The sequence below is a fragment of the Halomonas sp. KM072 genome, from assembly GCF_050710315.1.
Lineage (GTDB): Bacteria > Pseudomonadota > Gammaproteobacteria > Pseudomonadales > Halomonadaceae > Vreelandella > Vreelandella hamiltonii.
In genome coordinates, this window is record NZ_CP136132.1 from 1,426,845 (window position 1) to 1,449,198 (window position 22,354).

Annotated in this window: 21 protein-coding genes; 3 read left to right on the forward strand and 18 right to left on the reverse strand. The window is 58.5% G+C overall.

Annotated features, from left to right (window positions below):
* Positions 1 to 7 precede the first annotated feature (7 nt).
* The 9 genes from RVM26_RS06715 to RVM26_RS06755 form a co-directional block, all read right to left on the reverse strand.
* Positions 8 to 1,297 carry a 2-oxoacid dehydrogenase subunit E2 family protein gene (locus RVM26_RS06715; RefSeq protein WP_498941476.1) on the reverse strand — a complete coding sequence of 430 codons (1,290 nt, stop codon included), beginning with the start codon at positions 1,295 to 1,297 and terminating at the stop codon, positions 8 to 10.
* 17 nt (positions 1,298 to 1,314) lie between these two features.
* Entirely contained in the window at positions 1,315 to 2,292 is a 978-nt protein-coding gene (locus tag RVM26_RS06720) for an alpha-ketoacid dehydrogenase subunit beta (RefSeq protein ID WP_287808141.1), read from the reverse strand.
* Position 2,293: 1 nt separating this feature from the next.
* On the reverse strand, positions 2,294 to 3,496 hold the full coding sequence (locus tag RVM26_RS06725) for a thiamine pyrophosphate-dependent dehydrogenase E1 component subunit alpha (protein ID WP_498941477.1): 1,203 nt from the start codon (positions 3,494 to 3,496) through the stop codon (positions 2,294 to 2,296).
* 134 nt (positions 3,497 to 3,630) lie between these two features.
* A complete protein-coding gene (locus tag RVM26_RS06730; protein ID WP_498941478.1) occupies positions 3,631 to 4,302 on the reverse strand; it encodes an ABC transporter permease in 672 nt (223 codons plus the stop codon).
* Between the two features lie 137 nt (positions 4,303 to 4,439).
* Positions 4,440 to 5,399 carry an ABC transporter ATP-binding protein gene (locus tag RVM26_RS06735; protein WP_498941479.1) on the reverse strand — a complete coding sequence of 320 codons (960 nt, stop codon included), beginning with the start codon at positions 5,397 to 5,399 and terminating at the stop codon, positions 4,440 to 4,442.
* Positions 5,396 to 6,595 (reverse strand): ABC transporter permease, encoded by a 1,200-nt coding sequence (locus RVM26_RS06740; protein ID WP_287808146.1) that lies wholly within the window; start codon positions 6,593 to 6,595, stop codon positions 5,396 to 5,398. The genes RVM26_RS06735 and RVM26_RS06740 overlap by 4 nt, the downstream gene beginning before the upstream one ends.
* A 3-nt stretch (positions 6,596 to 6,598) precedes the next feature.
* Positions 6,599 to 7,522 carry an ABC transporter substrate-binding protein gene (gene osmF, locus RVM26_RS06745; protein ID WP_498941480.1) on the reverse strand — a complete coding sequence of 308 codons (924 nt, stop codon included), beginning with the start codon at positions 7,520 to 7,522 and terminating at the stop codon, positions 6,599 to 6,601.
* A 104-nt stretch (positions 7,523 to 7,626) separates the two neighbouring features.
* A complete protein-coding gene (gene cysS / locus RVM26_RS06750; protein WP_498941481.1) occupies positions 7,627 to 9,012 on the reverse strand; it encodes a cysteine--tRNA ligase in 1,386 nt (461 codons plus the stop codon).
* Positions 9,013 to 9,023: 11 nt separating this feature from the next.
* Positions 9,024 to 10,703 carry a glutamine--tRNA ligase/YqeY domain fusion protein gene (locus RVM26_RS06755; RefSeq protein WP_287808149.1) on the reverse strand — a complete coding sequence of 560 codons (1,680 nt, stop codon included), beginning with the start codon at positions 10,701 to 10,703 and terminating at the stop codon, positions 9,024 to 9,026.
* A 156-nt stretch (positions 10,704 to 10,859) separates the two neighbouring features.
* Here RVM26_RS06755 and RVM26_RS06760 point away from each other — a divergent pair, with 156 nt between their 5' ends.
* Both RVM26_RS06760 and RVM26_RS06765 read left to right on the forward strand, forming a co-directional pair.
* Positions 10,860 to 11,360 (forward strand): peptidylprolyl isomerase, encoded by a 501-nt coding sequence (locus RVM26_RS06760; RefSeq protein WP_016913930.1) that lies wholly within the window; start codon positions 10,860 to 10,862, stop codon positions 11,358 to 11,360.
* Between the two features lie 14 nt (positions 11,361 to 11,374).
* Positions 11,375 to 12,166, forward strand: coding sequence for a UDP-2,3-diacylglucosamine diphosphatase (locus RVM26_RS06765; RefSeq protein WP_287808150.1), 792 nt, complete (start codon positions 11,375 to 11,377; stop codon positions 12,164 to 12,166).
* A 50-nt stretch (positions 12,167 to 12,216) separates the two neighbouring features.
* Here the strand turns inward: RVM26_RS06765 and RVM26_RS06770 are convergent, their stop codons facing one another.
* From RVM26_RS06770 to RVM26_RS06805, 8 genes are all read right to left on the reverse strand, one after another.
* Complete coding sequence (locus RVM26_RS06770) at positions 12,217 to 14,034, reverse strand: peptidyl-prolyl isomerase family protein (protein WP_498941482.1); 1,818 nt, start codon at positions 14,032 to 14,034, stop codon at positions 12,217 to 12,219.
* 111 nt (positions 14,035 to 14,145) lie between these two features.
* Entirely contained in the window at positions 14,146 to 14,418 is a 273-nt protein-coding gene (locus RVM26_RS06775) for an HU family DNA-binding protein (protein WP_498941483.1), read from the reverse strand.
* 192 nt (positions 14,419 to 14,610) lie between these two features.
* Entirely contained in the window at positions 14,611 to 17,037 is a 2,427-nt protein-coding gene (gene lon, locus RVM26_RS06780) for an endopeptidase La (RefSeq protein ID WP_498941484.1), read from the reverse strand.
* A 161-nt stretch (positions 17,038 to 17,198) separates the two neighbouring features.
* Positions 17,199 to 18,479, reverse strand: a complete 1,281-nt coding sequence (gene clpX / locus RVM26_RS06785) for an ATP-dependent Clp protease ATP-binding subunit ClpX (protein WP_081135788.1) — start codon at positions 18,477 to 18,479, stop codon at positions 17,199 to 17,201.
* 73 nt (positions 18,480 to 18,552) lie between these two features.
* A complete protein-coding gene (gene clpP / locus RVM26_RS06790) occupies positions 18,553 to 19,170 on the reverse strand; it encodes an ATP-dependent Clp endopeptidase proteolytic subunit ClpP (protein WP_016913935.1) in 618 nt (205 codons plus the stop codon).
* A gap of 67 nt (positions 19,171 to 19,237) precedes the next feature.
* A complete protein-coding gene (tig, locus tag RVM26_RS06795; RefSeq protein WP_498941485.1) occupies positions 19,238 to 20,590 on the reverse strand; it encodes a trigger factor in 1,353 nt (450 codons plus the stop codon).
* Between the two features lie 173 nt (positions 20,591 to 20,763).
* Positions 20,764 to 21,132: a hypothetical protein gene (locus RVM26_RS06800; RefSeq protein WP_498941486.1), complete on the reverse strand. Its 369-nt coding sequence runs from the start codon at positions 21,130 to 21,132 to the stop codon at positions 20,764 to 20,766.
* 2 nt (positions 21,133 to 21,134) lie between these two features.
* Positions 21,135 to 21,596, reverse strand: coding sequence for a flavodoxin domain-containing protein (locus tag RVM26_RS06805; protein WP_039181827.1), 462 nt, complete (start codon positions 21,594 to 21,596; stop codon positions 21,135 to 21,137).
* A 140-nt stretch (positions 21,597 to 21,736) separates the two neighbouring features.
* Between RVM26_RS06805 and RVM26_RS06810 the strand changes: the two genes are divergently transcribed.
* The gene (locus RVM26_RS06810; RefSeq protein ID WP_498941487.1) at positions 21,737 to 21,943 is read left to right on the forward strand and encodes a DUF2788 domain-containing protein; all 207 of its coding nucleotides are present in this window, start codon (positions 21,737 to 21,739) and stop codon (positions 21,941 to 21,943) included.
* Between the two features lie 70 nt (positions 21,944 to 22,013).
* On the opposite strand, the gene RVM26_RS06815 is transcribed toward RVM26_RS06810, so the two are convergent.
* Complete coding sequence (locus RVM26_RS06815) at positions 22,014 to 22,331, reverse strand: integration host factor subunit alpha (protein WP_039181832.1); 318 nt, start codon at positions 22,329 to 22,331, stop codon at positions 22,014 to 22,016.
* Positions 22,332 to 22,354 lie beyond the last annotated feature (23 nt).

Genomic DNA, 22,354 nt, shown 5'->3' on the forward strand with positions numbered 1-22,354 from the left:
CCTTGGGTCAGGCCAAATGCAGCAGCATGGTCTCTGGCGCTTCCAGAGACGCTTTCCAGTGGTTGCAGAAGCGTGCAATGGTGCCGCCGTCGATGAAACGATGGTCTCCTGCCCAGGTCACGGTCATGATGGCGCGTCGCTGCACGGCGCCCTCGGCATCGAAACGCGGCAGCCACTGGGTCTTGCCGATGGCCACGATGGCCGCTTCCGGGGCGTTGATGATGGGAGCGGCATAGGTGCCGCCCAGGGCGCCAATATTGGAAATGCTGATGGTGCCACCCTTGAGGTCCGCCTGATCCACACGACCTTCCCGCGCCGCCTGAGTCAATCGGCTCACCTGCCGGGCAATGTCCAGCAGGCTCAGCTGCTCCACCGCCTTCACGTTGGGCACCAGCAAGCCCGCCTTGCTGTCCACCGCCATGCCGATATTGCACTGGGCAAAATAGTGCAGCTCGTCCCCCTCGGCATTGAGCTGCGCATTGAGGATGGGGTGCTCGGCCACGGCCAGCGCCAGCGCCTTCATGAAGAAGGGCATCAGCGTCAGCCGCTCCCCCAGCGCTTCTACCCGGGGCTTGAGGCGCTCGCGCAGCGCCAGCAGTTCAGTGACATCCACCTCTTCCCCATAATGAAAGTGCGGTATGGTCGTCGCGGCTTCCACCATGCGCCGAGCCATGACGGCGCGCACGCCGCGCAGGGGCTCGACTCGGGCGGGCCCTGACTGGCCCGCCGCCGGTTTCCCTTGGGTGTGAGGGGCCGTGTCGCTGGGAGCAGTGTGGCTGGATTTCACATGTGCCAGCACGTCTTCCTTCAATACGCGGCCATCCTTGCCGCTACCGGCAATGTCCGCCAGCACCAGCCGATGCTCGCGCACCAGCCGCCTGACGGCCGGGCTGGCCGGGGTTTTCACCGCGCAGGCTGGCCCTTCCATCGGGCACTGTGGCGCCGATTGTTCGACGCTGGGCGATGGCGTAGAAGGTGGCGTTTTGCTGATATCAGCAGCGTCGCTGGCAGGGGAACGGGTGTTCTCTGAGCTCTCTTCTACAACCTTTTCTGCACCCTCTTCTGCACCCTGATACGCGTAAAGCGGCGCATGCACCTTGGCGATTTTCCCCTGGGGTACATACAATTTTGTCACCGTGCCCGCTTCGGGCGCAGTGATCTCCACCAGCGCCTTGTCGGTCATGACCTCGACGATGGGCTGGTCTTCTTCGATGGCGTCGCCTTCGGCCACTCGCCACTCCACCACTTCACACTCGACGATGCCTTCACCGATATCCGGTAGTAAAAAATCACTCATGACCGTTCTCCCTTGCGTCAAAAATTCACGCTTTCGCGAATCGCTTCAAAAATTTTCAGATGGTCCGGCAGGTACTCTTTCTCCAGGATCAGCGGGAAAGGCGTATCCAGACCGGTCACCCGAGTAATCGGCGACTCCAGATAGAGAAAACAGCGCTCCTGTATCGTGGCGGCGATCTCACCGGCAAAACCTCCGGTCAGCGGCGCTTCGTGGCTGACGATCATACGACCGGTCTTGAAGACCGACTCGGCAACGGTATCCACATCCCAGGGCAGCAGTGAACGCAGATCGATGACCTCGCAGGCAATGCCCTGCTCTTCGGCCAGCTCGGCGGCCCTGCCGATCACCTCCATTTGCGCCCCCCAACCCACCAGGGTGATATCGCTGCCCTCCCTGACGACCTCGGCCTCACCAATGGGCAGCTGATAGTCGTCTTCGGGTACTTCGCCCACGGCGGCCCGGTAGAGGCGCTTGGGCTCCAGAAACAGGACCGGGTCGGGGTCACGGATCGCCCCCAACAGCAACCCCTTGGCCTGATAGGGGTTGCGCGGCACCACTACCTTCAGGCCCGGCGTGTGGGTAAAGTAGGCTTCCGGCGACTGAGAGTGATACAAACCACCCGAGATGCCGCCGCCATACGGCGTGCGGATGGTCAGGCCACCCACGTTGAACAGATCGCCAGAGCGGTAGCGGAACTTGGCGGTTTCGTTGACGATCTGGTCGAAGGCGGGAAAGATGTAGTCGGCGAACTGGATCTCCGCCACGGGCACCGAGCCCTGGGCAGCCAGACCGTTGGCAAAGCCGATGATGCCCTGCTCCACCAGCGGCGTGTTGAAACAGCGCGCCTTGCCATACTTCTCCTGCAAATGACTGGTCGCTCGGAATACCCCGCCAAAAACCCCCACGTCTTCACCAAAGCAGATGACCTTGTCATCTTCCGCCATGGCGATGTCCAGGGCGTTATTGATGGCCTGCAGCATGTTCATGGTGCTCATCCTAGGCATCTCCCTGTGCGTCGTGGGCCGTCGATACGCTGGGGTCCAGCGACTGAGCGCCGCGGGGGTAGGCATCGGGATAGCGGCGAATGTGCCGTTTCAACTGATCCAACTGGCGCTGCAAGGCGGGCGTCACGTCGGCATAGACATCGGTGATCAAGGAGTCCAGCGGCGGCGGCGGACGCTTTTCGGCGCGCTTCATGGTCTCCAGCACTTCCCGCCGCAGGCTCTCCTGCTGGCGGGACTCTTCGTCGTCGCTCCACCATCCTTTACTCACCAGCCAGCGCTGCATGCGCAATAGAGGGTCCTTGACTCGCCACGCCTCCTCTTCGCTCTTGGCACGATAGCCCGACGGGTCGTCCGAGGAGGAGTGTGCCGCCAAGCGGTACGACATGGCTTCGATCAGCACCGGCTGATGCTGCTCCACGGCTATCTTGCGCGCCTGACGGGTGGCTTCGAAGACGGCCAGGGCGTCGTTGCCATCCACGCGAATGACATGCATGTGATAGCCGAACGCGCGCGGGGCAATGCCATCGGCGGCAAACTGTTCGGTGGCGGGAGTCGAGATGGCATAGCCATTGTTGCGACAGAAGAAAATGACCGGCACCTGATGCACCGAGGCCATGTTCAGGGCGGCGTGGAAGTCGCCTTCCGAGGCAGCCCCTTCACCGAAGAACGTCAGGGTACAGTGGCCTTCACCCGCGAGCTTCTGGCCGTAAGCATAGCCGGTTGCCTGGGGAATCTGAGTGGCCAGCGGCGAAGAGATGGTCATGTAATGCAGCTTGCGGGAACCATAGTGGATCGGCATCTGCCGCCCCTTGCCATAATCCAGCTCGTTGCCAAACAACTGATTCATGAACTCGTCGATGGAGAACCCGCGATACATGAGTGCTCCCTGTTCGCGGTACTGCGCCATGATCATGTCGGCATCGTCCAGGGCTGCGGTAGCTCCCACCACCGCGGCCTCTTCACCGGTACACTGCATGTAGAAGCTGAGCCTGCCCTGGCGCTGCGCGGCCATCATGCGCTCATCGAGAATACGCGTGGCCAGCATGGCTTGGTAGAGCCTGCGGGCGTGGTCGCGGCTCAAGGCGGGCTCATCGGCACCTTCATGGAGCTCGCCCTCGGGGCTGAGCACCCTGAAGGTGTCTATGGAGAATTCGTCGCCGGTCATGAAGGTCGGCTGATGTACGAACTGAGTCATCGTTATTGTCCTTGTTTTTACCCCTTTTGAGGGCAGTGTTGTTGGTGATGACCGTTTGTGCCAGTGGATTTATCTGACACATGTCAACGCAACACTTGGACAGTAACGCAGTCTCCTGCCGTTAGGGATTCAACTTAAGACGCAGATCGGCGTACAAGGCGTTGTTGGAGAGCATTGAAGGCGCTATCGACAGTGAGCGCCAGCAGGGCAATCGACAGCGCCCCCTGGACGATATACGCCATGTTGTCATTGATGATCCCCGCGATGATCGGGTCACCCAGATTACTGGCCCCCACGGTTGCGCCCAGCGCCGCCGTGGCAATGTTGATGGTGACCGAAGTGCGAACGCCCGCCAGAATGACTGGCAAGGCCAGCGGCAGCTCGACATGACGCAGCAGTTGCCAGGGCGTCATGCCCATGGCGATGGCCGCCTGCTTGACCACAGGATCAACCTCGTTGATCCCCGTCAAGGTGTTACGCACGATGGGCAGCAGCCCATACAGCATCAGCGCCACGATGATCGGCAGCGTGCCAAACCCCAGTACCGGCACGGCCAGCGCCAGCACCGCCACTGGCGGGAACGTCTGCCCTAGCGACGACAGCTGAGCGACCAGCGGCAGGAAATCCCGCCCCTTGGCTCGGGTGACGGCAATGCCGGCCGAAACGCCCACCAGAAGCGTGACCAGCGCGGCCACGCTCACCACCAGCAGATGCCGGGCCAGCAAATCGACAAAATCGGCACGCCCGTAGATCACCTGCCGCGCATTGGGCTCTACCCAGCGAAACAGCGGTTCCAGAGTGGGCATGGCCAACACCAGCACCAGCAGCAAGGCTGCCCAGGCCAGTGGCCAGCCCCACGCAGCATAGCGCGAAGCGGTGGAACTCGCGGGGACAGCGCTCGAAGTGGCTGAGGTCGAAGACGCAGAGCGAGATGGATCCGGCCTCACGTTGGGGTGCCCCTGTCCAACTGGGCTTCCTTGACGATTCTACGCAGCGACAGCTCGCCTATGGGCACATCGTTTTGGTCCACCACGGTCAAGCGGTCGCAGTGGTCACGCAGCATCATGGAAAGCCCCTGCCGCAGCGAAAAGTCAGCGGGAATACGCGACTGGGCTGGCAGCGTGGGGCCCAGAGACGCCATGTGATCCTTGACGCGCGTCAGCCCTGCCTGTTTGAGCCCCCGCTCCAGGCCGCCCAGCAGCGAATCCACGAAAGGGTCGGCAGGATGCTGCAGCAGGGCCAAAGGCGTGCCCTGCTGGACAATACGTCCCTCGCGCATGACGACCAGGTGGTCGGCCAGTTTCAGGGCTTCATCCATGTCATGAGTCACCAGCACCACGGTCTTGTGCAGCCTAGCCTGCAGGCGGGCCAGCTCATCCTGCAGCTTGTCCCGGGTGATCGGGTCCAGGGCACCAAACGGCTCGTCCATCAGCAAAATATCCGGGTCTGCGGCCAGCGCGCGGGCGACGCCCACGCGCTGCGCCTGCCCGCCGGAAAGCTGATGCGGGTATTTGTGCGCAAACTCGCCCACCGACAGCCCCAGCAAGCCCATCAGCTCTTCGACACGGCGGTTGACCTCGGCAGGTGCCCACTTCAACAGCCGCGGTACCAGGCCAATATTGCGCGCGACGGTCCAGTGCGGGAACAGGCCGGTGCTCTGGATGACGTAGCCGATACGTCGGCGAAGTTTGACCGGGTCGTAGTGCTCTATCGCCTGGCCATCCAGAATGATGTCGCCACGGGTATGTTCGATCAGCCGATTGATCATGCGCAGCGTGGTGGACTTACCGCATCCGGAGGTACCCACCAGGGCACAGAACTTGCCCTTGGCCACCCGCAGTGAAATATCATCCACCGCCGTTTCGTCACCAAACTGCTTGGAGACATGGGAAAGCTCGATCATTGCTGTCCTCCGGGGCGTAGCGCTTCCGCCAGCGCCCCTAATCCTGCATCCACGATCAGCGCCAGCACCAGGATTGGCAGCGCACCCAGCAGCACCATGTCCATGGCCGCCTGCCCCAACCCTTGAAAAATGAAGGTGCCAAGTCCTCCGGCACCAATCAGCGCCGCCACCGCCGTAAGCCCGATGGCCTGTACGGCGGTGACTCTTACCCCTTCCAGCAACACCGGCAGCGCCAGCGGTAGCCGAACCTGCCAGAACCGCTGCGGGCTCCGCATTCCCATGGCCTTGGCCGCTTCCAGGGTCTCTGCACTGACCTCCTCCAGGGCAACGTAAGTATTACGCACCATGGGCAACAGGCTGTAGGCAATCAAGGCGATCAGCGCCGGGGCATTGCCAATTCCACTGACGCCCATGGCTGCCAAGGCAGGCACATTGGCCGCCAGCCAGGCCAAGGGGGCTAGCAGCAAACCGAACAGCGCCAGGCTGGGAATCGTCTGCAGAAAATTGAGTAGCCCAAAGGCGACAGTTTGCAGGCGCCGGTAGCGGCGCATCAGCATGGCCAGCAGCATGCCCATCACGACGCTGACGCTCACGGCACTGCTGACCAGCACGATATGTTGACTCAACGCACGATAGAACTGCCGCTCCCGGGCCTGAAACTCTTGCACCAGGGCCAGCGACTGCAATCCGAAGGCAGCGCACAGCCACCACAAGATGCCGATGCCGAGCAGCAGCAGCGCTGTCCACCATCGAGATAGCCCAAGCCGCAGGCGTACTTCCACCAGACACAGCAACAGCACGAACAGCACCGTCCAGTAGGCAGTCCCGATGCCTAGCCTGGCCTGAGGCGTATCCACGGGTATCAGCCAGTGCCCGGCGACCATCAGGCCAAACGGCATCAGCAACAGGGTCAGGGTAATCACCCCCAGCAGCGCCCGATAATGGCGCGTGCTGGGCACCCAGGCCAGGGCGGCCATGGCGATGAACAGAAGCGATACCAGTACGCCACCGGGCCAGCCAATGGCCGCCACCATTCCAAACCCCGTTCCCGTGACGATCCTATTCGGCGCCACGGTCACCAGATGGAAAGACCAGGCTGCCGCCAGCATGGCGGCGCTCAGACACAACAGTACGACATTAGGTTGCCAGCGGCGCCGAATGGCCGCTGGCGATGGCAGTGCGTCGATCAACGACATTCATCACTCATCCAGGCTATCGAGATATTCGCGAGCCACCTGGTCGGCAGAGCGACCGTTGACGGCCACATCCGCGTTGAGCGTTTGCAGGGTCACCAGATCCAGCGTCGCAAACACGTCATTGAGCAGGCCTTCGATGTCGGGATACTGGGCCAGCACGTCTTCTCGTATCACTGGCGCAGGCTGGTAGACCGGCTGCACGCCCAGCGTATCCTCCAGCACCCGCAGTCCCAGCGCGGTGAGCCCGCCATCGGTACCGTAGGTCATGGCTCCGTTGACGCCGCTGGTTTGCTGGGCGGCTGCGCGCATGGTGGCGGCGGTATTGCCCCCGGAGAGCACCAGCAACTGGTCATCGCTCAACTCGAAGCCGTAGGCGTCCTGAAACGCCGGCAGGGCCTGCTCGGATTCGACGAATTCCGCACTGGCCGCAAACTTGAACTCGCCCCCGTCGGCCAGATAGCTGGCCAGGTCTTCCAGGGTGTCGAGCCCATGGGTCTCGGCCACATCCTGACGAATGCTCATGGCCCAGGTGTTGTTGGCACTGGCCGGCTGCAGCCAGATCAAGCCTTGCTCCGCATCCCGTTCACGAACGGTCTGATAGGCATCATCAGCACTGTTCCATACCGGGCTGTCGGTCATATCGAAAAAGAACGCACCGTTACCGGTATACTCTGGATAGACGTCGATTTCAGCGGCCAGCAGGGCATTCCTCACCACGCTGGTCGCTCCCAGTTGCAGGCGGTCCTGGGTGGCAATCCCATGGCGCTCCAGGGTCTGGATGATCAGTTCTCCCAACACAGAACCTTCCGTGTCGATTTTGGAAGAGACCACCACCGGCTCGCTGGCCTGGGCCGTCGTGAGTACCGTCGAGGTAAGGACCACCGTGGACAAGCAGGCGGTCAGCAGGGGGTTCAGCAGTCGGCGCATAGGGGTCATCCTTTGAGTAAGCATCCTGAGAGTGTCGCTTCAGTATACGAGGCAACTGCGTTGACGTCAGACGCCGCCTCAACGGCATCCGACTTCCTTCGTCATCAAGGCGCTTCGATGACCCAGGTCGTGCCTTCTCGTGAGTCTTTCAGCACGATGCCAAGCGCTGCCAGCTCGTCACGAATGGCATCGGCGCGGGCGAAGTCCTTGTTGGCTTTGGCCGCCTGACGCTCGGCAATTCTGGCTTCGATCTCGCCTTCACTCAGCGCCATCGAATGCTGCGCCCCTTTCAGGAAAGCCTGCGGCGTCTGCTGCAAGAGCCCCAGCACTCCCGCCAGGCGCTGCAGCTCTCCGGCCAGGCGGGGCGCAGCTTCCGGCTGGTCGCTCTTGGCACGGTTGAGATCCCTTGCCAGGTCGAACAGTACGGCCAGCGCTTCCGGGGTATTGAAATCATCATCCATGGAAGCAGTGAAGCGCTCGGCATAACTCCCCTGCTCACCCTCAGACGCCACCTCGACACCTTCAAGGGCGGTATACAGGCGCGTCAACGACTTGCGTGCCTCGACCAGCGAATCCACTGAGTAGTTAATAGCGCTACGATAGTGGCTTGCCACCAACAGGTAGCGCACGACCTCCGGGTCATGCTCCGCCAGCACATCACGAATGGTGAAGAAGTTGCCCAGCGACTTCGACATCTTTTCCTGATTGACGCGCACGGCACCGGCATGCATCCAGGTGTTCACGTAGGTTTTGCCCGTGGCCGCTTCCGACTGGGCAATCTCGTTTTCGTGATGGGGGAAGGTCAGATCCGGCCCACCGCCATGAATATCGAAGGTGTCCCCCAGGCAGCAGGTGGACATGGCCGAACATTCGATATGCCAGCCTGGGCGGCCGTCCCCCCAGGGGGAGTGCCAATGGGCCTCTCCCGGCTTGGCCGCTTTCCAGAGCACGAAGTCCAGCGGGTCTTCCTTGTGCACGTCCACTTCCACGCGCGCGCCAGAGCGCATGTCATCCAGCTGGCGGTTGTTGAGCTTGCCGTAATCGGCAAACTTGCGCACCCGATAGTAGACGTCGCCGTTTTCCGCGGCGTAGGCAAAGCCTTTTTCCACCAGCGTTTCGATCATGCGGATGATGTCGCCAATGTGCCCCGTGGCACGGGGCTCCTGGCTGGGGGGCAGCACATTCAACCGCTCCTCGTCTTCATGCATGGCCGCAATCATGCGCTCGGTGAGCGCGCTGATGGCCTCACCGTTCTCCTCGGCACGCTTGAGGATCTTGTCGTCGATATCCGTGATGTTGCGCACGTAGGTCACGTCGTAGCCACGGTGGCGCAGGTAGCGGGTAATCACGTCAAAGGCCACCATCACCCGGGCGTGGCCAAGGTGACAGTAGTCATACACCGTCATACCGCAAACGTACATGCTGACCTTGCCATCGACAAGGGGCTTAAAAGGCTCTTTGCGGCGAGTCAGCGTATTGTAAATATGCATATGACGTTTCCTTATCCCTTCTGTTTGATTTTCGCCCAGCTATCTTTCAAGCCCACGGTGCGGTTGAACACCAGGTGGTCGGCAGTGGAGGCGTGACGATCGGCGCAGAAGTAACCGACTCGCTCGAATTGGAAACGATCTTCCGCCGCGGCGCTGGCCAGGCCTGGCTCGCCAATGGCATGGCACACCACCAGCGACTCGGGATTCAAATGCTCGAGGAAGTCGACGTCCTTATCACGATCGGGCTGCTCGACCATGAACAGGTTGTCGTACAGGCGCACTTCCATCGGCACGCCGTGGGCCGCGCTGACCCAGTGAATCACGCCTTTCACCTTGCGGCCTTCCGGGTTTTTACCCAGGGTGTCGAAGTCCACGGAGCAGTGCAGCTCAATAATCTCACCTGCATCGTCTTTAATCACGTCATCACAGCGAATTACGTAGCTGTTGCGCAGGCGCACTTCTTTGCCCGGTGCTAGGCGGAAGAATTTCTTCGGCGCGTCTTCCATAAAGTCGTCTTGCTCGATGTAGAGCTCACGACCAAAAGGAACTTTACGCATCGGCATGTCTTCACGCGCCGGGTGGCCGGGCACCTCGTACACTTCCTCGTGATCTTCCGGCACGTTGGTCAACACCACTTTTAGCGGCTTGAGCACGCACATCGCCCGGGGTGCGTTATCTTCCAGGTCCGAACGAATGGCGTGGGTCAGCATGGCGATATCCACCAAACCACCGTCGGAACGGGTCACGCCGATCATTTCACAGAATTTACGAATCGAAGCGGGCGTATAACCCCGGCGCCGCATACCGGAAATGGTCGGCATTCGCGGGTCATCCCAACCATCGACGATCTGCTCATCCACCAACAGCTTCAGCTTACGTTTGGAGGTCAGCGTGTAGTCGAGGTTCAGTCTGGCAAATTCAATCTGGCGCGGCTTGGCGGGCACCGGCAGATTGTTCAAGAACCACTCGTATAGCGGGCGGTGGTCTTCGAACTCCAGCGTACAGATGGAGTGAGTAATACCCTCGATGGCATCCGACTGACCGTGGGTAAAATCGTACGAGGGGTAGACTTTCCACTTGTCACCTGTTTGGTGGTGATGCGCATGACGAATGCGGTACAGAATGGGGTCGCGCAAATTGATGTTGGGCGACGCCATATCGATTTTGGCGCGCAGCACTTTTTCCCCTTCACCAAACTCACCGTTACGCATCCGTTCTAGAAGGTCCAAGCTCTCTTCGGCGCTGCGCTCGCGGTAGGGGCTAGGCTTGCCGGGCTCGGTCAGCGTACCCCGATACTCGCGGATTTCATCCGGAGACAGGTCATCCACATAGGCTTTGCCTTCACGAATCAGATGCTGCGCCCAGGCGTAGAGCTGGTCGAAGTAGTCGGAGGCAAAACGTACCGGGCCTGCCCACTCAAAACCCAACCAGCTAACGTCTTCTTTGATGGCGTCAATGTACGCCTGCTCTTCTTTTGCTGGGTTGGTGTCGTCAAAGCGCAGATGACACTCACCACCAAACTGCTCTGCCAACCCGAAGTTCAGACAAATCGACTTGGCGTGGCCGATGTGCAAAAAGCCGTTGGGCTCGGGGGGAAAGCGCGTCACAATTTTGGTGACCTGGCCGCCCGCTATCTCGTCGCGTACTTGGTTGCGAATGAAGTTCGGCGCTGGGGTGGTCTCGTTGGTCATGGTGGTGTTGATAACCTCATCGTGGATGGCGTGCCGGGCAACCGATGCCTATGCTAAACGGGTTAGCGCTTCGCGGTGCCGAGCAAAACCGCTATTATAACGTGACGCCGATGCACAGCGCCAAGGCGAACGCTTTTATTGAACAGGAATTTATCCATGATCGTATTACAGACGAACCACGGTGACATCACTATTGCTCTCAATCACGAAAAAGCGCCTGCCACCGCAGCCAATTTCGAGCAATACGTGCGCGACGGTTTTTACGACGGCACGCTGTTCCACCGAGTCATCGATGGTTTCATGATTCAAGGGGGCGGCTTCGACCAGGAGTTCAACCAGAAGCCGACACGCGACCCCATCGAAAACGAAGCCGACAACGGCCTGCAGAACACCATCGGCACGCTGGCCATGGCCCGTACCCAGGACCCCCACTCTGCCACCGCCCAGTTTTTCATCAACGTCGGTAACAACAGCTTCCTGAATCACAGCGGCAAAAGCCTGCAAGGCTGGGGTTACGCAGTATTTGGTGAAGTAGTGGACGGCATGGACGTGGTCAACGCCATCAAGGCCGTGAGCACCACGCGCCGTGGCATGCACGCAGACGTACCCGCCGAAGACGTGGTCATCGAGCGCGCCTACCTGAAGGATGCGGAATAACCGTCGGGAGTCTTATGCGTACGCTGCTGATCGCTGACATGCATTTGAGTAACGACACCCCTGAGCTCAATCAGGGGTTTTATCGTTACCTGGAGCATACCGCCAAAGGGGCCGAGGATCTTTACATTCTGGGCGACCTGTTCGACGCCTGGATCGGAGACGACTTGCTGGATACGCCTCACCCCCTCAGCGGGGTGGCCCATGAGGTGATCAAGCGCCTGCGGGCACTGAGCGATGCGGGCACGTCCATTTTTTTCATCCACGGCAACCGGGACTTTCTGATCGGCGAACGCTTCATCAACGCCTGTCAGGCCACCCTGCTGCCCGACAGTGAGCAAGTGGAATTGCAGGGCGTAGCCGCCGTCATTCTGCACGGTGACAGCCTGTGCACCAAAGATGAGGCCTACATGGCGTTTCGCGCTCAGTCTCGCCACCCAGAGTGGCAGGCGCAGATCCTGGCCATGCCGCTGGAGCAGCGGCTAGAGTTGGCCAAGAGCCTGCGTATGCAGTCTGGGGATGCCAACGCCAACAAGGCCGAAGCCATCATGGATGTGACCCACGCAGAAGTAGTGGCCACGATGCAGCGCCATGGGGTGAACATCATGATCCATGGCCACACCCATCGCCCCAGGGTCCATGACCTCACCGTCGAAGACGTGCCTGCCAAGCGCTTCGTGCTGGGCGACTGGGACGAGACGCACGGCTGGGACATTGTCGTGGAGCACTCGAGCGAGCGCCACCCGGAGCCCGTACTGCGCCAGTTCTCGCTGACCCAGCCGCCTGGAGTCGACAGCGAATCGCACTGAGCACAGGTCCCGTCATGAAAAAGCCGATCACATGGATCGGCTTTTTCGTTTTAGCGCTCTATCCTGGCATCACTGCGCAGGTCATCGATCAATCCTTGAATGATCGCCTGAGCCCGCAGCTGTTCGGCCATTTGTGACACGAAAGCATTCATCTGCTCGTCAGCCTGCCCTTCGTTGACACTGTCCAATGCAACGACGGCAACGCCCTGAGGCAAGGCCACGGCACGGTAAACGCTGTCGCCCTCTTCAGGGTGTGGCATGCGGAACACTTCACGGATCAGCGCCTGAGGCAGCGTACTGTCAGACTGGCGAGAGATGTTATTGGCTTCCAGCCACTCCAGCTCAACGGCATCGCCTGCACGGAGCAAGGCGATCAATTCTGCTGCCTGCTCCTGAAGTGCTTCTTGGCGCTGCTGAGCAGCAACAGCCTGCTCTACTTCATCGCGCACTTCATCTAGGGGCAGAACAGTCGCATCACGATGCTCGGCCACGCGAAGCACCAGGCGACGGTCACTGTCCAGCTCGATGACCTCGCTATTGTAACCTTCACCCAGCACGTCAGCGCTGAACGCCTCATCCAGCACGCCCGGCTCGGAAAGCGCTCCTTCACCTTCCCCACGCGCCAACCAGTCGCTCTCGTTGAGCGTCAGACCGAGGTCATCCGCAACGGACTGCAGATCGTCTGCCGCGAAGCTCTCATCGATCAGACGCTGCACCTGACGATTGAAGTCATCATTGACCTCACGCAGCGCCACTTCCTGGGCCAAACGGTCACGCTGCTCTTCGAAAGAAGGCGCATCCAGCTCGGTAACCTGCAGGATATGGAAAGCACCGTCCATTTCGACGACCTGGGACGTCTCACCGACCCCAAGGGCAAACGCTGCGTCATCGAAGGCATCGCCAAAGAAGCCGCGACTGATCACGCCCAGATCACCACCCTGCTCGGCACTGGCGGTGTCGTCCGAAAAACGCACGGCGGTGTCGGCGAAACTCTCACCACGGTTCAGGTCCGCCAGCGCCTCATTGGCCAGCTGGTGGGCCTCTTCACGGCCACGCTCGGAACCAAAAGTCACCATGATATGGGAAACACGACGGTCGGCATCGCGATTCTGCTCACTCCAGGCAGCGCGGAGTTCGCTCTCGTCCACAGCAATATCTTCAGCCATGGCCTGGCGGTCGATCACCACGTACTCGACGCGCACCTGTTCCGGGCGCTCGAAGCGTTCCTGGTTGGCGTCATAGTAGGCCTGCATCTGCTCCTCGGTGACCTCTACTTCATAAGCACCATCATTGGCATCCAGCATCACGTAGCGGAAATCTCGCTGCTGGCCTTGCAGGTCTGCCAGACGCTGCTCTTCATTGGCCAAGCTGAAGTCACTGAAGGCCAAGCCCTGCTGCAGTTGCTGACGCTTGATATCCATCCGCAGCTCTTCACGGAATGAGAGCGGCGTGTAACCCGCTCCTGCCAGACGATTCCGGAAAATTTCTGCAGAAAAGCGCCCATCCTGATCATGAAACTCAGGCAGTGTCACGATCATCTGGTCAAGCTGAGCGTCGGAGACGTAAAAACCGCCGTCCTCAGCATACTGACGCAGTAAAGACTGAGTGATGAGCTGGTCGAGCATATCGTTGCGCAGTGCCCGCTCCTGCTCAGGAGGCACTTGCCCAGAGCGCAGCGCACGCTGCACTTCTAGCTCAACTTGCTGACGCATAATGGGTTCGCCATTAACGCTCGCCACTTCATTGGGGTCGCTACCAAAGACACTGAACAGCGACTCCACACCAAAAAGCGCCATGGCCGCGACCATGACACCAATGATTATCTTGGCACCCCAGCTTCTGGAGCCATCTCGTATACTTTGCAGCATGCTAGCCTCAGATCATCAAAGCCATTTATCGCCCAAACCATCGGGCCAGAAAAGAACATGGGCGCATCGCGGATGCGATGCGCCCATTAGCTTACAGCAAACGCGAGCCAATTAGTTGACGGCGTCTTTCAGCGCTTTACCGGCTTTAAAGCTGGGCACTTTGGCAGCGCTGATTTCGATCGGCTGACCCGTCTGAGGGTTGCGACCCGTACGGGCGGCACGTTCTTTGATGGCGAAAGTACCAAAACCTACTAAAGAAACGCTTTCGCCTTTTTTGAGGCTATCGGTGACAGACTTCACCATGGCATCCAATGCGCGGGTTGCCGCTGCTTTCGGAATATCAGCAGATGCGGCAATAGCTTCAATCAGCTCGGACTTATTCACACTTCACCCCTTGACTGTTTCAAAAAAATGGCTCTGAACGGCACGGTCACCGAGTGCAACAACCTCAAAGCATAGCTGCGTTTTATAGCAATGCCTTGAAACACCTGTCAAGCAACCGTGCCGTGAAATGCCCGTCGCTCAAGGCATTGGGCAAATTTATTAAGCAAAATTAAAGCAGGACTGCTTTAACACTTAATGGGTGCTTGCAACAGCATTGGTACTGAACGACTTATCCGCTGCTTTCAACGCGGCCTTGTCGTCCACCGATTCGGCTAACGCAACGGCCAATACGTCATCTATCCATCGCACGGGACGAATATCAAGTGCTCCTTTGATATTTTCCGGCACTTCCTTGAGATCTCGGCGATTTTCCTCAGGGATCAGGACGGTCTTTATACCACCGCGGCGAGCCGCCAGCAATTTCTCCTTCAATCCCCCGATGGGCAGTACCTCACCGCGAAGATTGACCTCTCCGGTCATGGCCACGTCACAGCGAACCGGACGCAGTGAATAGGCCGACACGATGGCAGTGACCATGGCGATACCCGCACTAGGTCCGTCCTTGGGCGTCGCGCCTTCGGGCACATGGATATGCAGATCTTCATTCTCAAAGCGCTGAGGATCGATACCGTAGGCAACGGCCCGTGATTTGACCACGGTCTGTGCCGCACTGACCGACTCTTTCATGACGTCGCCCAGTGAACCGGTCTTGTGCAGACGCCCTTTGCCAGGCGTCACGACGGACTCGATATTGAGCAGCTCACCGCCTACCGAGGTCCAGGCAAGCCCCGTCACGCGCCCTACCTGATCCTCTTGCTCGGCCAGACCGTAGCTATAGCGACGCACGCCAGCGTAGGTCTCGATATCGTCGGCCAGGAGCACCTGTTTCGCCTGCAGCTGGCTCCCGGCTTTGGTGCCCGAAGTACGCTCCGCTTCCAGCCTTTCGCGCAGCACTTTACGACACACCTTGGCGATCTGGCGCTCCAGCTCGCGCACTCCCGCCTCGCGGGTGTAGTAGCGCACCAGCTCTAGCAAGGCATCATCTTCCAACGCCAGCTCTTCGTCTTTCAGGCCATTGGCCTCCAACTGTTTGGGCAGCAGGTAGCGTTTGGCAATGGCCAGCTTCTCGTCTTCCGTGTAGCCCGGCAGACGAATGATTTCCATACGATCCAGCAGCGGCCCGGGAATGTTCATCGAGTTGGCCGTACAGATGAACAGCGTCTCGGAAAGATCGTAGTCCAGCTCCAGATAGTGATCGCTGAAGCTGTTGTTCTGCTCTGGGTCCAGCACTTCCAGCAGCGCTGAGGCCGGATCACCGCGATGGTCCATGCCCAGCTTGTCGACTTCATCGAGAAGGAACAGAGGGTTTTTGACCCCTGCCCGACTCATCCGCTGCATCAACTTGCCAGGCAGAGAGCCAATGTATGTCCTGCGATGACCGCGAATCTCGGACTCGTCTCTCACGCCGCCCAGCGCCAGACGCACGTACTTGCGGTTGGTCGCCTTGGCGATGGACTGCCCCAGAGAGGTCTTGCCAACGCCAGGTGGGCCGACCAGACACAGTACTGGGCCACGCATCTTGCGAACGCGCTTTTGCACCGCAAGATATTCGAGAATGCGCGCCTTGACCTCTTCCAGACCATAGTGGTCTTGATCGAGCACTTCTTGCGCTTTGACCAGGTCATGCTTGACACGAGTGCGCTTTTTCCAGGGCACGGCAATCAGCCAGTCCAGGTAGGAGCGCACCACGGTAGCCTCGGCAGAATTCGACGACATCATCTTGAGCTTGTTCAGCTCCTGGATCGCCTTGTCGGAGGCTTCTTTCGGCATACCCGATTCTTGAATGGCACGCTCATACTTCTCGGCCTCATTGGGCACATTGTCCAACTCACCCATCTCTTTCTGGATGGCCTTCATCTGCTCATTGAGATAGTACTCACGCTGCGTTTTTTCCATCTGCTCCTTGACCCGAGAGCGGATGCGCTTCTCGACCTGGAGCAGATCAATCTCAGACTCAATCAGCGCCATCAGGTGTTCAATACGGTCGCGTACGCGATCCATTTCGAGCAGCTCTTGCTTGTCACCAATTTTCAGCGACAGGTGGGCGCAGATGGTGTCGACCAAACGGCTAGGGTCTTCGATGCCCGACAGCGAGTTAAGCACTTCGTTGGGCACTTTTTTCGACAGTTTGACGTACTGCTCGAACTGATTGAGCAGGACACGAACCAGTGCTTCTTGCTCACGACTGGTCAGAGGCTCACTGTCGCGGGGCAGAAGATGGGCCTGGGTGTAACCAGCCTCGCTCTCCTCGATACGGACGACATCCGCACGAAAGCTGCCTTCGATCAGCACTTTCACCGTGCCATCAGGCAATTTGAGTAGCTGCATGATGTCTGCCACGGTCCCCATGGCATACAAGTCCGTATTGTCCGGCTCATCTTGAGACGCTTCACGCTGAGCCACCAGCAATACACGTTTGTCCGCTTCCATCGCGGCTTCAAGCGCTTGAATGGATTTTTCGCGACCCACGAAAAGCGGAATGACCATCTGCGGGTACACGACCACATCCCGCAGCGGCAACAGGGGTAGACATTGTGTCTGATCGGCATTCTGCTGCATCGCAGACGTTCCTCAATTTCGGATGAGTACTTGAACGGCATTCAAGCCGGATACTTTGCCAAGCAGCTCATGATACAAGACGTATGAACAACAAGGGGCCGCCTAGGCGACCCCTTGGATTGGCACGCGGTGGTCATCAGACCGCGCGGAACCTCGGGCGGTTAGCCATCGGTGCCGTCAACCCGGGCAGCCTCTTGCTGGGAATAGACCAGCAGCGGCTCACTCTCGCCGGCGATGACAGACGCTTCAATGACCACTTTGCTGACGCCTTCCAGAGAAGGGATTTCATACATGGTATCCAGCAGCACGGACTCCAGAATCGAGCGCAAACCACGAGCTCCGGTCTTGCGCTCCATGGCTTTGGCAGCCACAGCACGCAGTGCCTCATCCCTGAACTCCAGCTCCACGCCTTCCATCTCGAACAGCTTGGCGTACTGCTTGACCAGTGAGTTCCTGGGCTCCGTGAGGATCTGTACCAGGGCATCTTCGGTGAGCTCGGTCAACGTGGCGATGACAGGCAGACGACCCACGAACTCGGGAATCAGGCCGAATTTCACCAGATCCTCAGGCTCGACGTCGGCCAACAGCTCACCCACGCCCCGACTGGACTCCTTGCTTTTCACGCTGGCATTGAAACCGATACCACCTTTTTCAGCGCGATCACGGATGACTTTGTCCAGTCCGGCAAAAGCACCACCAACGATGAACAGGATGTTGGCCGTATTGACCTGCACGAACTCCTGCTGGGGATGCTTACGCCCACCCTGAGGAGGCACGGACGCTGTCGTCCCTTCGACGAGCTTGAGCAGCGCCTGTTGAACACCCTCACCCGATACATCACGAGTAATCGAGGGGTTATCCGACTTGCGAGAAATCTTGTCGATCTCATCGATATAGACAATGCCACGCTCGGCTTTCTCTACATCGTAATCACACTTCTGAAGTAGTTTCTGGATGATGTTTTCGACATCCTCACCCACATAGCCCGCTTCGGTCAGCGTAGTGGCATCCGCAATGGTGAAGGGTACATTCAGTAGCCGAGCCATGGTTTCAGCCAGCAGCGTTTTGCCGCTACCGGTAGGACCAATCAAGAGAATGTTGGATTTACCCAGCTCCACATCGCCTTCACGCACCTCTGATTTGAGACGCTTGTAGTGGTTATACACCGCTACGGACAGCACCATTTTAGCGCGGTCTTGTCCGATGACGTAGTCGTCCAACGTATGACGTATTTCGCGGGGCGTGGGTAGCCGCTCCTCATCGCTCTCGGCATCGGCTTCGAGAACTTCCTCGCGAATGATGTCATTACATAAGTCGACACACTCATCGCAGATATAAACGGACGGGCCGGCAATCAGCTTGCGTACTTCGTTCTGGTTTTTACCGCAAAACGAGCAGTACAGCAGCTTGCCACCTTCGTCCTTGCCTTTGCCGTCGGCCATTCGTGTACCTCTGTCACTAAGGCGGCCAACGCCGCCTGAAAAGCTCTTAGAAAAGCAGAATCCTACTACGCTATCAGGATGTAGGACGCTTATCCAGCACTGCGTCAATCAAGCCATACTCTTTTGCTTTATTGGCGCTCATGAAATTATCACGGTCGGTATCACGGGCCACCGTTTCGATATCCTGGCCAGTGTGATGGGCCAGAATCTGGTTCAGTTTCTCACGAATACCGAGAATTTCACGGGTATGGATTTCGATATCCGAGGCCTGCCCCTGATAGCCGCCCAACGGCTGGTGAATCATGACACGTGAGTTAGGCAGGCAGTAGCGCTTGCCTGCGGCGCCCGCCGTCAGCAGTAACGCCCCCATGCTGGCCGCCTGGCCAATACACACCGTGGATACGTCGGGCTTGATGAACTGCATGGTGTCATAAATCGACATGCCTGCCGTCACCGAGCCACCCGGGGAATTGATGTAAAGATGAATATCCTTGTCGGGGTTCTCAGACTCCAGAAACAGCAGCTGAGCGACCACCAGGTTGGCCATGTAGTCTTCTACAGGACCCACCAGAAAAATGACGCGCTCTTTCAACAGGCGCGAGTAGATGTCGTAGGCTCTTTCCCCTTTGGCGCTTTGCTCCACCACCATGGGCACTAAACCGCCGGCGTTTTGAATATCAAACTCACTCATTCGGGTGATTCCTTGCGTCCGTTAAGGGAAAAGCGCACCTGAGAACAGGTGCGCGACTCGATGAGAATCAGGCGCCCGCCTGCTCGCCTTCTTCAGCGGTCTCATCTTGCTCAGCCTGCTGCTGGGCAGCTACCAGTGCCTGCTGATAAGACATTTCCACGTCTTTGACGCTCGCTTGTTCCAGCAGTTTCTCGACCGCTTTCTCTTCGAGGATGGCCGATTTCACCTGGGTCTTGAGCTGCTCGTTACCCATGTAGTACTCGACGACTTCAGAGGGGTCCTGATACTGCTCGGCCAGCTCTTCCACCTTCGCCTTGATGGCATCATCGTCGGCATCCAGCTCGTTGGCCTTGATGACCTCCGCCAGCAACAAACCAACCTGCACGCGGCTCTTGGCCTGATCGGCAAACAGTTCATTGGGCAGTTGGCTGACGTCGAAGTCTTCACCCAGACCAAACTGCTGTGCTGCCTGACGCTTCATGGCGTCGGTTTCCTGCTGCACCAGTGCGCTCGGCACGGGGATGTCGTTGGCTTTCTTCAGCGCATCCAGCACCTGCTGCTTGACACGGTTATCCACGGCTTGTGCCGCTTCACGGGTCATGTTCTTCTTGATTTCAGCGCGGAATTTGGCTTCATCGCCGTTTTCCACACCGAAACGCTCGATGAACTCAGCATCAACTTCCGGCAGTTTCTGGCTGCTTACTTTGTGAACGGTCACCTTGAAGGTGGCGTCTTGACCGGCCAGATGCTCGGCTTGGTAATCCGCTGGGAAAGTGACGGAGATGGTTTTTTCTTCGCCTGCTTTAGCGCCGATCAGTTGCTCTTCAAAACCTGGAATGAAGCTGTTAGAACCGATGACCAACGCGTGGCCTTCTGCACTGCCACCTTCAAACGGCTCGTCGCCCAGGAAGCCTTGGAAATCGATGGTGACTTGGTCACCGTCAGCAGCGGCAGCGTCAACTTCTTCCCAGGCAGCGTTTTGCTTGCGCAGGGTGTCGATCATCTCGTCGACATCGGCATCATTGACAGCGACGACCGGACGCTCTACTTCAGTACCTTCGATGGAGGCCAGCTCGACCTGCGGGTAGATTTCCATGATCGCGACGAACTCGAGATCTTTGCCCGCCTGGTTTACCTTTGGCTCGATCTGCGGGAAGCCAGCAGGATTGAGGCCTTCTTCGGTGATGGCGCGCACGTAACGCTCGCGCATGACTTCGCCAACCACTTCATTGCGCACGCTGTCGCCGTAACGCTGGTTAACAACGGCCATCGGCACCCGGCCTTGGCGAAAACCGTTCAGGCGAACGTTTTTCGCAGTCTCTTTCAAGCGAGCGCTGACGGCCCCATCGATTTCTGCTGCCGGCACTTGAATAGTGATACGGCGTTCGATCTGGGAGGTCGTCTCGACGGAAACTTGCATGAATTGTCCTCTAGCGGCTGGGCGTTGGGTTGATTACGTAAAATTGATTCAAGAGGGCGATTTTAAGAACCCTGACGCAAGGAGGCAAGCGCCATGCTCGCAAGATGGGGGCTAGCCCCTCAATTTCAAGGGTTCGGGCATCAAAACAGGCGTATTACAATGCTTGCACGACTTCAAGCGCGCGAACGCCACCAAAGTGTGACGGCATGCAACAGTAGCCCACAGGTGGCCGCATGGGAGATGAACTCCTGCCAACTGATCCATGCCGTGAACAGCGCATGCCAACCACCCATGATGATGGCGCCCAAGAACATCATGACACCAAGGCGCTTGAGCAGCGCTGGCAACTGCTGACGAGCTTCGACGGGAAGCATCTTCCACTGCACCGCAGCCGCCCCTGCCACCAGCACCAGGGCCATGACGATAAGCGTTTGACGAGTCTCATGCCCGCCCACCAGATAGCGCGGCAAAGCAGACAACATGACCACGCACAGGCCAATGGCAATGCTTACCCGTTCAGGAGAGTGAGCCGCTGACTGCATGGTTACGCCACCTTCAACTGCTGAGCCACGATCCACTCTTCCACCCACGGCACTGCAGCATCATCGGCCATGAAGGTCTCCATGGCATCGACTTCCAACCGCTCCCCGAGACGCTGAGCGCCCAACGATGTCAGCAGTTCGTCCAGTGCACGTCCGGCACCGCAGAACGTATCGCCATAGGAGCTGTCACCAAGCGCGATCAGTCCGTAACGAAGACCGGTGAGCGAAGGTGACTGGTCTTTCAGGCTGCGCACGAACGGTACGATATTGCCAGGAAAGTCGCCACTACCGGTGGTCGACAAACAAAACAGCGTCAGGTCATTATCTCCACTCACGTCTGTCAACGTGGGCTGTTCAGACACCACTACGGCATATCCCGCCTTCTCGAACAGCGGCTTGACCTGCTCGGCTACGTCAAGGGCACCGCCATACATGGTGCCCACCACAATCGTCATCTTTGGCATTGCTTACTCCCGGTTCACAATGTTCAGTCGACAAATACCTGATGAATTTGGTCAAATATTAACACGACTGGCAAAAGCCGCGCACGTTGCTCACGCCCTTCTTCCTTCTACTCTTACATCTTCTATCTGCAGGAGCGCTTATGCAGCAAGCCTTTGAGACATGGATCACCCCTATCATGATCGGCGGCTTGATCGTGTTCATGTGCTTCATCATTTGGGATTTGGCCAAAAAGTCGAATGCAGGCAAATTCGGCACGATCATGCTGTTCGTCGTACTCGGCGCAGGCATGATGGGTTACATCATCAAAGTCATCATCACCTGGTTGATCGAAGGGAAAGGCCTGTAGCCTTTCTAATCTTCCAGCCATAAAAAAAGGAGTGCTGTCCAGCACTCCTTTTCGACATGGGTGGTCAAGGCTAATCCGGCTTGCCAAGACCACTTTCGCTCGCATACCGCTCTACCTGCTGCTTGAGCTTCTGACCAGGCCTGAAGGTCACTACCCGGCGCGCCGAAATCGGAATTTCCTCTCCGGTCTTGGGGTTGCGCCCTGGACGCTCACGCTTGTCGCGCAGGTCGAAATTACCAAATCCTGATAGCTTCACTTGCTCGTTTTCACGTAAGCAAGCGCGAATCTCTTCGAAAAAAGCTTCGACCATCGCTTTTGCTTCTCGTTTTGACAGCGCCAGCTCGCTATGTAAATGCTCTGCTAGCTCTGCTTTGGTCAACGCACCCATAAGGCTCCTCCATGTAGCAAACG

What these genes read in the sequence shown, in the direction of transcription:
- clpP (WP_016913935.1), bottom strand. Translation starts at nt 19,170, where the DNA reads ATGAGTGAGTTTGATATTCAAAACGCCGGCGGTTTAGTGCCCATGGTG.
- RVM26_RS06755 (WP_287808149.1), bottom strand. Translation starts at nt 10,703, where the DNA reads ATGACCAACGAGACCACCCCAGCGCCGAACTTCATTCGCAACCAAGTA.
- RVM26_RS06805 (WP_039181827.1), bottom strand. Translation starts at nt 21,596, where the DNA reads ATGCCAAAGATGACGATTGTGGTGGGCACCATGTATGGCGGTGCCCTT.
- cysS (WP_498941481.1), bottom strand. Translation starts at nt 9,012, where the DNA reads ATGCATATTTACAATACGCTGACTCGCCGCAAAGAGCCTTTTAAGCCC.
- lon (WP_498941484.1), bottom strand. Translation starts at nt 17,037, where the DNA reads ATGCAGCAGAATGCCGATCAGACACAATGTCTACCCCTGTTGCCGCTG.
- tig (WP_498941485.1), bottom strand. Translation starts at nt 20,590, where the DNA reads ATGCAAGTTTCCGTCGAGACGACCTCCCAGATCGAACGCCGTATCACT.
- RVM26_RS06715 (WP_498941476.1), bottom strand. Translation starts at nt 1,297, where the DNA reads ATGAGTGATTTTTTACTACCGGATATCGGTGAAGGCATCGTCGAGTGT.
- RVM26_RS06770 (WP_498941482.1), bottom strand. Translation starts at nt 14,034, where the DNA reads ATGCTGCAAAGTATACGAGATGGCTCCAGAAGCTGGGGTGCCAAGATA.
- RVM26_RS06765 (WP_287808150.1), top strand. Translation starts at nt 11,375, where the DNA reads ATGCGTACGCTGCTGATCGCTGACATGCATTTGAGTAACGACACCCCT.
- RVM26_RS06720 (WP_287808141.1), bottom strand. Translation starts at nt 2,292, where the DNA reads ATGAGCACCATGAACATGCTGCAGGCCATCAATAACGCCCTGGACATC.
- RVM26_RS06800 (WP_498941486.1), bottom strand. Translation starts at nt 21,132, where the DNA reads ATGCAGTCAGCGGCTCACTCTCCTGAACGGGTAAGCATTGCCATTGGC.
- RVM26_RS06760 (WP_016913930.1), top strand. Translation starts at nt 10,860, where the DNA reads ATGATCGTATTACAGACGAACCACGGTGACATCACTATTGCTCTCAAT.
- RVM26_RS06725 (WP_498941477.1), bottom strand. Translation starts at nt 3,496, where the DNA reads ATGACTCAGTTCGTACATCAGCCGACCTTCATGACCGGCGACGAATTC.
- clpX (WP_081135788.1), bottom strand. Translation starts at nt 18,479, where the DNA reads ATGGCCGACGGCAAAGGCAAGGACGAAGGTGGCAAGCTGCTGTACTGC.
- osmF (WP_498941480.1), bottom strand. Translation starts at nt 7,522, where the DNA reads ATGCGCCGACTGCTGAACCCCCTGCTGACCGCCTGCTTGTCCACGGTG.
- RVM26_RS06815 (WP_039181832.1), bottom strand. Translation starts at nt 22,331, where the DNA reads ATGGGTGCGTTGACCAAAGCAGAGCTAGCAGAGCATTTACATAGCGAG.
- RVM26_RS06740 (WP_287808146.1), bottom strand. Translation starts at nt 6,595, where the DNA reads ATGTCGTTGATCGACGCACTGCCATCGCCAGCGGCCATTCGGCGCCGC.
- RVM26_RS06735 (WP_498941479.1), bottom strand. Translation starts at nt 5,399, where the DNA reads ATGATCGAGCTTTCCCATGTCTCCAAGCAGTTTGGTGACGAAACGGCG.
- RVM26_RS06730 (WP_498941478.1), bottom strand. Translation starts at nt 4,302, where the DNA reads ATGCCCACTCTGGAACCGCTGTTTCGCTGGGTAGAGCCCAATGCGCGG.
- RVM26_RS06810 (WP_498941487.1), top strand. Translation starts at nt 21,737, where the DNA reads ATGCAGCAAGCCTTTGAGACATGGATCACCCCTATCATGATCGGCGGC.